Annotated in this window: 18 protein-coding genes and 1 pseudogene; 2 read left to right on the top strand and 17 right to left on the bottom strand. The window is 44.3% G+C overall.

Translation table 11 applies throughout. The features are described from left to right. Window positions 1-112 precede the first annotated feature (112 nt). The 12 genes and pseudogenes from NSB25_RS26275 to NSB25_RS26220 form a co-directional block, all read right to left on the bottom strand. Window positions 113-331: a hypothetical protein gene (locus NSB25_RS26275; protein WP_103242219.1), complete on the bottom strand. Its 219-nt coding sequence runs from the start codon at window positions 329-331 to the stop codon at window positions 113-115. A gap of 72 nt (window positions 332-403) precedes the next feature. After that, window positions 404-574 (bottom strand): hypothetical protein, encoded by a 171-nt coding sequence (locus NSB25_RS26270; protein WP_172455287.1) that lies wholly within the window; start codon window positions 572-574, stop codon window positions 404-406. Window positions 575-593: 19 nt separating this feature from the next. After that, window positions 594-1,337 (bottom strand): hypothetical protein, encoded by a 744-nt coding sequence (locus tag NSB25_RS26265; RefSeq protein ID WP_103242218.1) that lies wholly within the window; start codon window positions 1,335-1,337, stop codon window positions 594-596. Between the two features lie 191 nt (window positions 1,338-1,528). Next, entirely contained in the window at window positions 1,529-1,696 is a 168-nt protein-coding gene (locus NSB25_RS26260; RefSeq protein WP_172455286.1) for a hypothetical protein, read from the bottom strand. 120 nt (window positions 1,697-1,816) lie between these two features. Then, window positions 1,817-1,987, bottom strand: a pseudogene (locus NSB25_RS29805) (terminase small subunit); the annotation flags it as partial. A gap of 223 nt (window positions 1,988-2,210) precedes the next feature. Beyond that, window positions 2,211-2,396 carry a hypothetical protein gene (locus NSB25_RS26250; RefSeq protein WP_103242216.1) on the bottom strand — a complete coding sequence of 62 codons (186 nt, stop codon included), beginning with the start codon at window positions 2,394-2,396 and terminating at the stop codon, window positions 2,211-2,213. Between the two features lie 17 nt (window positions 2,397-2,413). Next, window positions 2,414-2,623 (bottom strand): hypothetical protein, encoded by a 210-nt coding sequence (locus NSB25_RS26245; protein WP_103242215.1) that lies wholly within the window; start codon window positions 2,621-2,623, stop codon window positions 2,414-2,416. A gap of 215 nt (window positions 2,624-2,838) precedes the next feature. Continuing rightward, entirely contained in the window at window positions 2,839-4,827 is a 1,989-nt protein-coding gene (locus tag NSB25_RS26240) for a DNA primase family protein (protein WP_103242214.1), read from the bottom strand. Further along, the gene (locus tag NSB25_RS26235) at window positions 4,778-4,921 is read right to left on the bottom strand and encodes a hypothetical protein (protein WP_172455285.1); all 144 of its coding nucleotides are present in this window, start codon (window positions 4,919-4,921) and stop codon (window positions 4,778-4,780) included. The genes NSB25_RS26240 and NSB25_RS26235 overlap by 50 nt, the downstream gene beginning before the upstream one ends. Beyond that, on the bottom strand, window positions 4,918-5,163 hold the full coding sequence (locus NSB25_RS26230) for a helix-turn-helix domain-containing protein (protein WP_172455284.1): 246 nt from the start codon (window positions 5,161-5,163) through the stop codon (window positions 4,918-4,920). The genes NSB25_RS26235 and NSB25_RS26230 overlap by 4 nt, the downstream gene beginning before the upstream one ends. A gap of 92 nt (window positions 5,164-5,255) precedes the next feature. Next, a complete protein-coding gene (locus tag NSB25_RS26225; RefSeq protein WP_172455283.1) occupies window positions 5,256-5,417 on the bottom strand; it encodes a hypothetical protein in 162 nt (53 codons plus the stop codon). Between the two features lie 37 nt (window positions 5,418-5,454). Further along, entirely contained in the window at window positions 5,455-6,129 is a 675-nt protein-coding gene (locus NSB25_RS26220; RefSeq protein ID WP_103242212.1) for a SprT-like domain-containing protein, read from the bottom strand. A gap of 158 nt (window positions 6,130-6,287) precedes the next feature. Between NSB25_RS26220 and NSB25_RS26215 the strand changes: the two genes are divergently transcribed. Both NSB25_RS26215 and NSB25_RS26210 read left to right on the top strand, forming a co-directional pair. Next, window positions 6,288-6,755 (top strand): helix-turn-helix domain-containing protein, encoded by a 468-nt coding sequence (locus NSB25_RS26215; protein ID WP_103242211.1) that lies wholly within the window; start codon window positions 6,288-6,290, stop codon window positions 6,753-6,755. A 210-nt stretch (window positions 6,756-6,965) separates the two neighbouring features. Continuing rightward, window positions 6,966-7,967, top strand: coding sequence for a tyrosine-type recombinase/integrase (locus NSB25_RS26210; protein ID WP_103242210.1), 1,002 nt, complete (start codon window positions 6,966-6,968; stop codon window positions 7,965-7,967). Window positions 7,968-8,081: 114 nt separating this feature from the next. Here the strand turns inward: NSB25_RS26210 and NSB25_RS26205 are convergent, their stop codons facing one another. The 5 genes from NSB25_RS26205 to NSB25_RS26185 all read right to left on the bottom strand — a co-directional run bounded on the left by NSB25_RS26205 (window position 8,082) and on the right by NSB25_RS26185 (window position 12,479). Next, window positions 8,082-8,663, bottom strand: a complete 582-nt coding sequence (locus NSB25_RS26205; protein ID WP_103242209.1) for a manganese catalase family protein — start codon at window positions 8,661-8,663, stop codon at window positions 8,082-8,084. Beyond that, window positions 8,664-8,918 carry a spore coat protein CotJB gene (locus tag NSB25_RS26200; RefSeq protein WP_242982614.1) on the bottom strand — a complete coding sequence of 85 codons (255 nt, stop codon included), beginning with the start codon at window positions 8,916-8,918 and terminating at the stop codon, window positions 8,664-8,666. Continuing rightward, complete coding sequence (locus NSB25_RS26195) at window positions 8,915-9,085, bottom strand: spore coat associated protein CotJA (protein ID WP_103242207.1); 171 nt, start codon at window positions 9,083-9,085, stop codon at window positions 8,915-8,917. The genes NSB25_RS26200 and NSB25_RS26195 overlap by 4 nt, the downstream gene beginning before the upstream one ends. 201 nt (window positions 9,086-9,286) lie before the next feature. Beyond that, the gene (locus NSB25_RS26190) at window positions 9,287-10,159 is read right to left on the bottom strand and encodes a DegV family protein (protein WP_103242206.1); all 873 of its coding nucleotides are present in this window, start codon (window positions 10,157-10,159) and stop codon (window positions 9,287-9,289) included. An 853-nt stretch (window positions 10,160-11,012) separates the two neighbouring features. Beyond that, a complete protein-coding gene (locus tag NSB25_RS26185; protein ID WP_103242205.1) occupies window positions 11,013-12,479 on the bottom strand; it encodes a spore germination protein in 1,467 nt (488 codons plus the stop codon). Between the last annotated feature and the right edge of the window lie 10 nt (window positions 12,480-12,489).

The following is a 12,489-nucleotide window of genomic DNA, read 5'->3' as shown; positions in this document are numbered from 1 at the left end:
TCATAGACTTACCTCCGTATAGCGGTATCAAAAGTTAAGGTTCAACTTTTAATACCTGTGATAGAAATATAGTCTATTGTCACATATTTTGCCTCCATAGTCGAGGTACGCACTATCTACCGTTTACCAAAGCCTTTTCCGCTTCTTCAACAGAATCATATTCACCATACATAATTGATCTAACACCGTTGCCGGGTACACCGTTCCAAATGTCACCCCTTGCAACCCATTTCCCCTGATGCTTTTCAGAAGGGGAAATAAAGCCGACTTCCAAGCGGTCAACACCGCATTTCTTCTTTGCCTTAATAATAAGCCTGTCTAATGCTTTCATCTGCTTCACACCTTTCATTTTGATAGCACAATGGGGATTGCGAGAAAGCCCCCACAACCCCCATTTGAAAAGTTAAGATTCATTCGGAATCTCTGTTACTGTATGCCCCATGCTTTCCAGCTTATCAGCCACACCCGCATCATCAGTTTCAAAAATGCCCTTTACAAATTTGCAAAGCAAACAGTTCTTTTCACTATCCCAAATCATATTAGGGGTTTTCGGTTTCTTTGTTACCTTGAACATGATCTACACCTTGCCTTTCTTATGAATATTGAATAACACGCTGATTCAGTTTTCCAATTTCGCCAAGTGAAGCAAGTTCTTCCTTCAAACGGATCACTTCAAGTTGATCTGCTTCTGAATTTATGGCGGTAATCGTATCAAGTTTATGTGTGATAATTGCCGCCCTGAAAAAGCGTTCACACTCTCCAATTTCATCAAGAACAGATTGCTTTTCAGTAATCGCCGGGAACAACTTCATATATGCAGCGTTCAGAATATCCGCATTGCCGCCATTATCCGGGAACAGGTCTTTAGCCGCCAAATAGAAGGGGTATGCCTTCACCGTTTCATTTTCCACATGATAATTCATATCAGCTTCAAACTGCTTCACACGGTCAAGAGAAAGGGCGTTATTACCGCTTCTGTACTCTTTCTTGATCTGTTCAGCCATCCGCAACTGAATATCGGTGGGAACGGGTTCGGCGGCGGTTAAATCCTGAATTGCAGATTTCTTAATCGTTGCAATAGCATCTGTAGCTTCCTGAATTGCCTTTTCAACAGCTTCTTTGTATTCCTGATTCAGTTTATTTGCGGCATCCTGCATAACCGCCGCATTTGCCGCTTGCTGATCCGGTGTCATATGAACCGGAACATTATAAACCGTTGTCCATTCGCTGTTTGCTTTCTTTTGAATCTCCCGCAACTTTTCTTGTGTCTTGATATACAAGGTGCGAATATCATCAATCACGCCATCAAGATATTTTTTCAACTGATCCTTCGTCATGCTTTAACCTCTTTTCTGTAATTTCCAAATGAAAAAGGCATGAGCAACAAAAAGACGGTTTCCGTCTGATTGCTTCCCATGCCTTGAAATCAAGACTAACACGCCCCACAAGCGGGGTATGCGGTACTCATGCCATATTTATTTTTGATAATTATACCACATATAGGGGGGTGTCCGTCAAGTGAAATACCTTATTTTGTGGTATTTCCGGGCTTTGGCACGGTCAAAACCGTATGTAAAAAGCCGTCTTTCGGGGCTGTTTCTTTCACTTTGGTATCAGGAAACAGGGCTTTTGCAGCTTCTTCAAGCAGCTTCTTCTTATCCTGTTCGCCCCCTGTATATGCAACTCTGATTTTCATTCAATCACCACCTTTCACATTGCCCAATAAAAACAGAAGTTAGAAAACACACGGTTTTCAAGGCTCTTTGTTGCAAATCTGTTACGATTACTCAATTTTGAAAGTTAATTTTCAAAATGTCCGATCCTGATTTATTCCGGTTCGGCGGCTTCTTTCGGCAAGGGCTTTATCAATAGCTTCTCGAATAACAAGTTTTGACAAGTTTTCTGAACCGACCTGTTGTGCATTATCTACCTTGTACCCCGCCCTGATAGCTGCCTGTGTTGCGTTCAGGTCAACAAAAGTCAGCATTTTTCAGTTCAGGTTTTTTCAGGTTTTCCGCTTCAACCTCTTTCAACAATCCTTCATGCGTGTAACGGTGTCACCATACTTTTCAACCTGAATATCAACAACAGCCTTTCCCTTTTTTAGGGCGTGCAAAATGTGCAAATACTCTTTTTCCATGTAAGGTTTTGTCAGGTTCTTCATGTAAGGTTTTGAAAGGTTATCTTGTGTGTAACCGTATCCGAAAACCTTATAACCCAACAGAAAACATTTTGTTGTTTTCTTCCAAATAGTCAAGTGCTGCTTCCACCAAACCAAGAACATTGATCTGTTCTCCGGTATCAGCATCCATTTCAAGGGCATAGACCAAACTTTGTAAAATCGCCCTTGCCTTTGTTTCGTTGTTATCAACCTTTATTACCTGCTCTTTAGTCATTGTGTTTACCCCCTTTCTTAATCCTCATATATTGTTTTCTGCAAGCCCTGTTCCTGCATTTCATCAAGGGTTTCCCGCATCCGTTCAAGGTTTTTGCAACCCTGTTCAATTATGCAGCCTTCTTCAACATCAATTAGAAATCTGCAATTCATCCGGCATAATCCACCGGAGAACGGGCAAAACACCCCTTCAATTTCTGTGCGTTCTTCAATCTTTACCTGATCCATAGTTTACCGCCTTTCTTGAAAGTTAATTTTCAATGTTTCAGTTGTTACAGTTTTGAAGAAGATATATATATCCTTATATTTAGAAAAAATCTTGATAAAAGTAAAATTATTTTTTCCTATCAAGAACTTCTAACTAACTGTAACAACCGTAACATTTATTTGAAATTATCAGTAACATCAAGGTGTTACAGTTCCTTGTTACACTTCTGTTACAGTTACGGTTCAGTGAATACCCGTTGAATGTCCTTCCCGAACCGCATAGGCTTCACAATCGTTCCTAAAGCCTGATTGATCCGCTTTGAAAAAGTTAGCTTGCTCATTTCCTTAAATCCATTCGCAAGGCAAAATTCACAGTATCGGCTATACACTCTTGCAGTAGGTTCATTGATAATTTCATCTGTACCGATTTCATCAATGAATGCCAAAACAGGGTTGTTTTCCTTCTCATAGGAATCCTTTTCATCCTGCACCTTTGCCGGAATAGTAAACTTCTTTGTTGTCAACACCCGCTGCAAGCCCTGAATTGAAAGAACTATGAAATATTCAACAGCTTCCTTTTGTGATAGCTTTATCCGAATTTGCGGATCATAGCCGGAATCATTTTCAGTGAACTTTGCGTTCAAAGGGATAATCAGCAACCGCCGCAAAGCTGCACCTGTTGAATCGTTGATCCGGGGAATGCTGTTTGCAGAAAATACCAGCTTCACATAAGGTTTAAAATTGAAGGGTGGTTTCCCTTTTTCCTCTGCCTTTATCGGTTCGCCTGTCACAATCTTCTTAAAAATCGCAACATCTTCCTTGTAGCTGTCTGAAATATCATCCCCCAAATTTGCCAGTTTGCCGAACAGCATAGCCGTTGAAAATTTCCCATCCAGTTCCTTAAAATCAAGGTTTGAAACATTGTCAGCCCCAAGCATAGCTTGCAGCATTGAAATGAATGTGCTTTTGCCGTTGGATTTATCCCCGGTCAGAATTACCGCCTTGCCGCCGCCTATGGTGTTATCCCTATAAAGGCACATACCGCCGACTTCTTCAAGCAATGCACGAATTTCAGCATCACCGCATGAAAGACGGTCAAGCACTATATCAACCAGTTCAGAAACGGCTTCCGGACGATATTCCCACGGGATCATATTAGTAACAACTAAATCCGGGGAAAATGGTATTAGTTCAGCGTGTTCAACATCAAATAAACCATTTTTGAACGGTATCAATTCGGGCTTGCTGCTTTTGACTTCTGCTGCCTGAATACGAATGTAATTCAATACTTCATTCTGCTTTGTTCGTGTCAAGCTGGAAATTTCTTTCAGCATAGCTTTTTCAATGGCATCATACCCCGGAATATAAACCCCGTTCTGATAGCTATGAATGTAACCGTTGATTTTCCGAATATGGTACTTTTCCATCAGGTAATCAGCGAACTTATTATGAAGGAATTTTCCCTTGCTGAAAAAGCGTTCCTGATCTACGGCATCAACAGAATCCCATGCTTCACGCCGGATTGCATTTTCAAATTCATCACCCAAAGGAACAGCAAACACAAATTGTTCAATCAGTTCAGCAACTTCTTTGAACTGTTCATAGGAATAGCCCGCCGCCTTCATTGGGTTCATATAAGTAAAAAGCCCGTCCTGCCTTCCGTCACCTTCACCCATGTTCAAGAACTCATACTTTGCACCGGATTTCAACGGCAAATCATAGAACGGCACTTCATCCAGCGTTCCATCTTCCCGGATATTTGTATAGAGAATTTCACGCAAAGAACCATCTTCTTTTGAAAGGGAAGCTGCACACTTCGCCTTCTTGATTTCCCCGGTGCTTTCAATGCGCCGTATTCCCGTTTTATAATCTACCGGGTACAATGTCAGAAGCGTTTTGTTGCCGCTGTTGTTCTTGATTGGCTGCATTTCACGATTAAACCAATAGAAATGCCCGCCTTTGTTTGGCGATTTGATAACAATGCAATGTTGCTTCAATGCTTTTGCAATGTTCAATCTGCATTGAAAAGCGGTTTCATCATCAATATCCACCATAACAACAAATTCCTGAATTACACCGCAAATATAGCGGTATTGTTTGGCTTCTTCAAATGGCTTTGGGGCATTGTTATTGTACGGGGCTTTGAAGTTCCCGCCATTGCCGCCTTTCCAGTATTCATTGTTGAATATGATTTCCCCAACTTCTTCCAAAGTCAGCACTTTCACAAGCCCCCTTTCCTGTATTTTCTAAAACTTCATCCTGATTTTGGTTTTGCAGCGAATGTTGCAGCATTGCCGCCGATTGTTCATGTTGTTTCATTTTGCTTCGGAAATCCCCTGTTTGCCATTATCAACCGTTGCAGCGGTATTTTTGATAATGTCAGTTACTGGAACTTTGAGAGCCTTTGCGATCTTGCCGACTGTTCCCGGTCTTGCTTCCTGAACTCCTTTTGTGATTCTAACAATAGTAACTTGCGATACACCGCACTTTTGGGAAAGTTCCTTTGCGGAATACGCCATATTTGCCATTGCCAAATCAAGTTTCATTTTGTCGATTTTCACATTATCACCTTCCTTTGTTTGATTTTGTGGTTTCCCACGATCCCCATTTAGGGGATTTCGGCAAGTAACCAACTTTGCCATCATCAGGTGAGTTATTCACATTTGAAAGTTACTTCATGTCCCGGATTTTCTTTAATCAGAATGGCTTTCATATCGTCAACCATCATGTTATTATCAAGGGCTGCTTTCACTACATCAACCAGTTTCTTTCCGTCTAAATACGCCCAAACGGTTTTTCTTTTCGTTCGCTTCATAGTCAGCTTCCTTTCTTTTGGTGAGGGAAGAAGCTGTTTAGGCTTCTTCCTCAAATTCTACATTGCAATCGCCGCATATAACATGAACTTCCTTTGTTGCCCTGATAATGCACCCGCACACGGGGCAAACATATTTCCGGAAACTCTGCTTTGTTTTAGCTGCACCGGGGATTTTCGGAAGGCTCTTTCTGTGAAGTTCAAACTTCTTATCCTGCATCCCGGCAACAAAGGCTTTTGCTTCATCATTCAGGCTTGTTTTAGTCCAGCCGTATTTTGCATCTTTTTCAACCGTCAAACCGTGCTGTTCAGCCGCTTCCTTGTATTTCTTATTGTGGTATGTGCCGCCCCTGCTTGTGTCCTGAACCCCAATTTGCAGATTGTAAAGGTGAACCATTTCATGTAAGAGGGTTTCCGCAACCTGTTCAAAAGGTCTTGCAAGGTGTTCCGCACAAATATTTATTTCATAGAAGCCATCATCTTTCTTCATTGCTTCAAGGGCTTCTTTTGTCAGGGTTGCAAGGTCAGCAACCTTTTTCTGTTCGCCAACGCTCCAAGCCTTCCAAGCGGTACACCACCCATAAGCACCTTTTGTTGTGTCCGGGCTTACCGTGATAACAGGGGCTTGAAGTTCACCGTTATAGAACTTTTCGTTGAACTTTGAAAATAAATTTTCAAGTTTTTCAATCACGGGTTTCAAACTTGTTTCTTTCATATCTGCTACCGCCTTTCTTAATCATCGAATATTTGCACTTGTTAATTTCTTGATGCTATTATATACGCATTTGCAAACTTTGTCAATAGATTTCTTAAAAAATATTTGCATTTGTTAATTTTCTGTGCTATAATATGGTTTGAAAGGGGTGATAACCTTTGCAAACAGGTGAAATTATTGGCAACCTATCAAAAGAGCAAGGAATCAACTTACGACAGTTGGCAATCAAAGCGGAAGTTCCATACAATACGCTTTACGCTATTGTAAAAAGGAAAAGTTCAAGAGTTGATACAGAAACACTAATCAAAATTGCTAAGGCATTGGGCGTCCAATTACGGGATTTAACTGATACTTCCATTTGGGAAGAATTTGATAAGCAATATCCTGATATGGGCGAAAATGTAGCACGCTTTGAAGCGGTAACAGCTTATTTGAAAGAAATGGGCTTTTCTGTTGATTTTGCACCAGAAGGGGAAGAAGGCGAAAGTTATTCCGCTGCATTGGGGAAGGATGAACATACCGCCGTATTCACGCAAACAGAATTTGAAGAACTGCAAGCCGGAGCAAAAGAAGCGATTGAAGGAAGGTTTTACAAGAAGGTTTTAGAACAGCAGAAAAAGAAATAAGCCGCCACCCTCTGCAAAGGGCAACGGCTTAAACGCCCGCTAATCATCTGCAAGTGATAGCGGGAAGTATTCAGGTAAAAGAAAATCCCCCGGTACTGCAATACCAGAGGATTTCCGAAGCAACCAAACAACGAACCCGATCAAAGAATCATTGAATGGCTATTGTTATTATACCGTTCTTTGGTTCAGAAGTCAAGAAAGGACGGTACAATGAAGCTACCCAACAAATACGGATCAATCAGCAAATTATCAGGGAAACGCCGCCGCCCGTACATTGTACGGAAAACAGACGAAAGCGGGGGCTGTGCCATTATCGGCTATGCGGCAAGCCGAGAAGAAGGGCTTGCAATGTTGGCGGCATACAACGCTAACCCGTGGGATATTGACAAGGCGAAAATTACCCTTCAAGAGCTATTCGACCTTTGGCAAGAGAAGAAAGCCCCAAAATTGGGGAAGTCAAACCAAAGTTCCTTGAAATCAGCCTTCAAATACTGCGTCCCATTGGGCGGGCTGCCATACAGACAGATTAAACTTTATCATATGCAAGATACTATTGATGGCTGTGGCAAGGGGTATTCCACACAAGGCGCAATCAAAAACCTTTGGGGGCATTTAGACAAATTCGCCCTTGAATTGGATATATCATCCTTCCGCTATTCTGATCTGCTTACCTCTGAACCGATCCCGCCCACAAGCCGCCTACCGTTCACCAATGAAGAAATTGCCCGGTTATGGGAACATCAAGCGGAAGAATGGGTTGATACTGTGCTGATCTTCATCTATTCCGGTTGGCGTATCTCTGAACTGTTGGCGTTACGCCCGGAAGATATTGACCTTGAAGCCGGAACTATGAAAGGTGGCACAAAGACGAAAGCCGGGAAAGGGCGCATTGTTCCCATCCACACCAAAATCAGGGGATTTGTAGAAGCCCGCCTTGCCAGCAACCCGTCCCGGCTGATTGCTCAAAACGGCAAGCCAATTTCAACCACCGCTTACCGGGCAATATGGGCTGAAATCATGGGGAAGCTGGAAATGCAGCACACCCCGCATGAGTGCCGCCACACCTTTGAAACTTTGCTTGACGCTGCCGGGGGAAATCGCCGCTGCATTGATTTACTTATGGGGCATACTTCCAAAGATACGGGCAACCGGGTATATAACCACAAGACAATAGAAGAACTGCGGGCAACTGTTGAACTGATTTCAATTTAGGTGTTCAATTCAATAGTTCAATGCAACATATTTGCAACAAAGCCCCCGAAAAGCCTTGATTTTACAAGGAATTTCGGGGGCTGGTTTTTATTATACCATATACCGCCCGGTGTTTCAATGTATCCCAGACTCAAAATATCCCCAAAATCCACTTAACTTCGCACGCTTCGCTTCGCCGAACCGCTGGAAATGCACAATCTCCCGCATACGCAGGAACTTGATGGGCTCGCACACATCCGGCTCCTTTATCAGGCGCAGGATATTGTCATAAGTAGTTCTGGCCTTCTGCTCTGCCGCCATATCTTCCATCAAATCCGTAATCGGGTCGCCTGTCACCTGGAATTGTGCAGCAGTGAAAGGGAATCCGGAAGCTGCCTGAGGCCATACACCAACCGTATGGTCAACATAATAATTTGCAAAACCACACTTTTCGATTTCTTCCATGGACAGATTTCGAGTAAGCTGATGCACGATAGTTGCCACTATCTCCAGATGAGCCAGCTCCTCAGTACCGATGTCCGTCAAAAGCCCTGCCACTTCACGGTAAGGCATGGAATAACGCTGAGACAGATAACGCATACTGGCCCCCATCTCTCCGTCCGGTCCGCCATACTGGGAAATAATTGCCTGCGCCAACATGGCATTGGGTTCCTTGATATTTACAGGGAATTCCAGTCTTTTTTCATAACTCCACATTTACACACACTCTCCTTCCCAGGGCAGGGGCGCCTCTCCCCATCTCCATTCTTTGCCGCAATCCGTGAGTCTTAAATTCAGAGGGAAATATTTCTGAGAAAATTCCTTTTCCATCTGTCCCTTAATTCTGTTGTAATGGTTAAAATATTCCATGGCCCTGCGGTCATGGGGATGGGTATCCAGAAACAAAGCCAATTCAATCAGCACAAAATCTGCCATCCCGATATCTCTCAACATCTGCTCCTTCTCTCTCATGATACACATCTCCTTCCCGTGAAAGGTTTATCCAGCTCAGGGAAGATTGTTCCCGCACAGTAAGCTTTCTCTAAATCGTCATACATTCCATTGAACTCCTGCCATGGTACATAAGCCATCGCTACCGGAAATTTATCGCAATCGTTATCCTTAAAATGTTCGTGCATTTCGATTCCTTTCCTGCACTTTTTCTCATTTTAAGATATCATATGACAAAACAGGAAAACTGTGCAGCCGATAACTGCGGACAACATAATAAATTCAAGAAGGCACTGTATCACTCCGACAGACAAAATTTGTATCTCAGACTATACTTTTGCCATGTGGCAAAACAGAGCAGCAAAAGACAACTTTGCTGCTCTGCTTCCTCATCTGGATTCTCCCATAAAAAACAGGGCGATTGTGCCCGGGCCGGAATGGGCACCGATGGTGGGGCCGATATGATTAATGATAAAATGCTGAATGCCGAATTTCTCTCTGACGAGATCTCTCACATACTCGGCATCCTCCAGGGCATCTCCGTGGCTGATAAACACATAGTCTTCCCTGTTCTCCTCCGCCCAGGCTCCCATTTTCTCCTCCATATAATCCACCAGAGCGCTGAGAGACTTTTTCCGTCCGCGGACCTTCCCAATCAGTATCAGATGGCCTTCACTGTCTACATGAAGTTTCGGCTTAATAGAAATCATAGTTCCCAAAACGGCAGCTGTCCTGCTGACCCGCCCGCCGCGATAGAGATGAAACAGGTCATCCACAGTAAATACATGAACAAAGTTCTGCACATGCGCTGTAAGCCATTCCGCAGTCTCCTCCATGGTTTTTCCGGCATCCCGCATTTTTACTGCCTTATGCACAAACAGTCCCTCTCCCATAGACGCTCCCAGACTGTCCACTACCATTATTTTTACATCCGGATGTTCCTCCATGATCTCTGCAGCCGCCATCCGTATATTGCCGCAGGTTCCGCTCAATCCGGACGAAAAGGCCAGATAAAGAATTTCCTGGTCTTTCTCTGCACATTTTTCCAGAAAAGTCTTCGCTTCCGCAGGATTAATCTGAGAAGTGGTGGGCATTTTGCCTTCATTTCTCATCATGGCATAGAATTCTTTCCAGTCCAGTTCTTTCTCTCCCCCATAGGTAACTCCGTCAAGGATATAGCTGATAGGAATACATCCCACATTATGTTCCCTGAAATATTCTGCCGGCAGATCGGTGGTGCTGTCTGTAATGATTTTATACATACTTTTACATCCTCCTGTACACAGTCACCATGCAGTATACTGCACGGCGTTTCTCTATTTGTCAGCCTGTTTCGAAGTATATTACAAAATGTCAGGTATGTCAAATGCCTTTCGCAGGACCGATATATTCTTTGCGCTGTTTCCGGGTACCGCAAAATTTACATTTATACGCAAGGGTCCACACCTGCAAGGGCCTTTAAAGGGCCTGAAACAATGTTCCCTGCAAGTACCGACAGGGGCTCTGCCGCAAACCTGCAGAGACTTACCGGGGGGGCTGCCTGCCGCGGCCAGGCAAGTTTAAAGCAAAGGGACGGCAGAGGAGGCCGGGGGGGCTTTGGTAACGCGCCGGTAAACTAAGCCTCAACTTCGACTAAAGCGCGAAAGTACCGCGCTTAAGGCTGCGTAGAAGCTGGATTTTACCTCTGCTAAGAGCACCCCTCAGCGCTGTCGGAAAGAGCCCCCGGCCTCCTCTGCCTGTTTCTTGCAGGTTACACTGGCCTGGGGCAGATATGGACTAAACGTTTTGGTCCGACTATAGCACAACAAGCATGGTTTGTAAAATTTTAACCATCTGCTCTCCTAAGCTGGTCTGCACTATTACCCCTCGAAACCATGCAGAAAGACAGGCGGAGAAGGGGTGGGAGGCTCTTTTCGACAGCGCCAAAGGGGTGCCCTTAGCAGAGATGAAATCCACTGCCTACTGAAACTTAGGGGCGGTACTTTCGCTCCTTAGTTTCTGTTGGCAGTTAGTTCATCGGCGCGTTACCCCTGCCGAGAAAAGAACCTCCCACCCCTTCTCCGACGTCCCTCTGCTTTAGAGAAAATGCCTTCGCAGAAGCCCCCCTTTTGTGACTTAACCGCGCCTGTCCGTCTCCGCCCCTCCTGCCTGCACAGCCCCCGGAAGCCGCCTTCGAATCAGCCGGTTTTTCAGAGCCTTCCAGTCAAAGGGAATCAGCGGATAAATATAACTCTTTCGGGATACGGTGCGGTTGCAGCACACAGACAGCACAGACAGCAGGATACCTCCGACATATCCCCATACATTAAACCACTGTGTCAGAAGCAATGTGATAATACGCAGAAATTTCAACGCATATCCCAGTTCATAGTTGGACTGTGTGTAATTGGCTATGGCCACAAAGGCCATATAAAGCATAACCTCGGAGCTGAACCACCCGCTGTTTACGGAGAATTCTCCCAGCACCAGCGCCGCCATGACACTCAGCGGTGTGCTGAGCATATTGGGCGTATTGATGGCGGCAAGCTTCAGGCCGTCTATGGCCAGTTCCAATACCAGGAACTGCCAGATCAGCGGCAGATTGGGTTCTTCCTTTAACATAATAAAGGAAAAGCTTTCCGGTATCCACTTGTCATTGTTGATCAAAAGCAGGAACGTCGGTGTCACCAGGTAAGTCAGAAGGGTTATCAGAAACCTGGTAATCCGCAGATAAGTTCCTGTGACGGGCGGAAAATAATAGTCGTCCGCTTCCTCTATCACATCAAAAATCGTTGTGGGCAGAATCATTGCAGAAGGCGAATTGTCCACCAGAATGACAATATTGCCTTCCAATACCTGTGCTGCTGCAGCATCAGGCCGCTCTGTGTATTTGAATTTCGGAAAGGGGTTATACCATTTTCTCTGATAGAGACATTCTGCCAGAGACTCCTGGTTCATGGTAAGGGAATCTGCCTTAATATTTCGGATTTTCTCCCGAATTTCCTGTAAAAAGTCCTGGCTCACACGCTTCTTCATGTAGCACAATGCAATATCCGTCCGGGAACTTTCCCCGGCGCTCATCATCTCCATATGCAGATCAGTGCTTCTGATCCTGCGGCGAATCAGAGCGGTATTAGAGACAAGTGTCTCCACAAACCCATCCTTGGAGCCCCGAAGAGTCTTATCCTTTTCAGGTTCTTCCACGCCTCTGGACGGGTAGGTTCTGGAATCAATCAGAAGCGCCTTCTTATAGCCTTCCAGAAGCAATATAAACATTCCGGAAAGCAGAGACTGTATCAAAACATCCCATTTGTCTTCTATGTCCACCTCCACATAAGGGGTGAACTGCTTTGACAGGGCATGCATGTCTTCCGGCATTTTGTCCGGGGTCAGATCCATGAAATACTGCAGAAGTTTCTGTACCAGGTCATCCTTACAGAAACCGTCTATCAGATACATACATGCTTCCTTCCCGCCGATATGGATTACTCGATAAATGATATCAAAATTTTTATCCACATCCAGCCTGCTGTTCAGGTATGTCATATCAACCTGCAGGGACCCTGCAATTCTACCCTTTGCAACATTATCTCTCTCCAACATAAAAACTCCT

It is taken from the genome of Acetatifactor muris (genome assembly GCF_024623325.1).
Classification (GTDB): Bacteria; Bacillota; Clostridia; order Lachnospirales; family Lachnospiraceae; genus Acetatifactor; species Acetatifactor muris.
Note: the sequence above shows the minus strand (reverse complement) of the source record. Positions and strands in the feature narration are given on the sequence as shown.

Coding starts and splice junctions, on each gene's coding strand:
- NSB25_RS26200 (WP_242982614.1), bottom strand. CDS start 8,918: ATGAGAGAGAAGGAGCAGATGTTGAGAGATATCGGGATGGCAGATTTT.
- NSB25_RS26275 (WP_103242219.1), bottom strand. CDS start 331: ATGAAAGCATTAGACAGGCTTATTATTAAGGCAAAGAAGAAATGCGGT.
- NSB25_RS26220 (WP_103242212.1), bottom strand. CDS start 6,129: ATGAAAGAAACAAGTTTGAAACCCGTGATTGAAAAACTTGAAAATTTA.
- NSB25_RS26270 (WP_172455287.1), bottom strand. CDS start 574: ATGTTCAAGGTAACAAAGAAACCGAAAACCCCTAATATGATTTGGGAT.
- NSB25_RS26210 (WP_103242210.1), top strand. CDS start 6,966: ATGAAGCTACCCAACAAATACGGATCAATCAGCAAATTATCAGGGAAA.
- NSB25_RS26195 (WP_103242207.1), bottom strand. CDS start 9,085: ATGCACGAACATTTTAAGGATAACGATTGCGATAAATTTCCGGTAGCG.
- NSB25_RS26205 (WP_103242209.1), bottom strand. CDS start 8,663: ATGTGGAGTTATGAAAAAAGACTGGAATTCCCTGTAAATATCAAGGAA.
- NSB25_RS26265 (WP_103242218.1), bottom strand. CDS start 1,337: ATGACGAAGGATCAGTTGAAAAAATATCTTGATGGCGTGATTGATGAT.
- NSB25_RS26190 (WP_103242206.1), bottom strand. CDS start 10,159: ATGTATAAAATCATTACAGACAGCACCACCGATCTGCCGGCAGAATAT.
- NSB25_RS26245 (WP_103242215.1), bottom strand. CDS start 2,623: ATGGATCAGGTAAAGATTGAAGAACGCACAGAAATTGAAGGGGTGTTT.
- NSB25_RS26225 (WP_172455283.1), bottom strand. CDS start 5,417: ATGAAGCGAACGAAAAGAAAAACCGTTTGGGCGTATTTAGACGGAAAG.
- NSB25_RS26235 (WP_172455285.1), bottom strand. CDS start 4,921: ATGAAACAACATGAACAATCGGCGGCAATGCTGCAACATTCGCTGCAA.
- NSB25_RS26185 (WP_103242205.1), bottom strand. CDS start 12,479: ATGTTGGAGAGAGATAATGTTGCAAAGGGTAGAATTGCAGGGTCCCTG.
- NSB25_RS26260 (WP_172455286.1), bottom strand. CDS start 1,696: ATGAAAATCAGAGTTGCATATACAGGGGGCGAACAGGATAAGAAGAAG.
- NSB25_RS26250 (WP_103242216.1), bottom strand. CDS start 2,396: ATGACTAAAGAGCAGGTAATAAAGGTTGATAACAACGAAACAAAGGCA.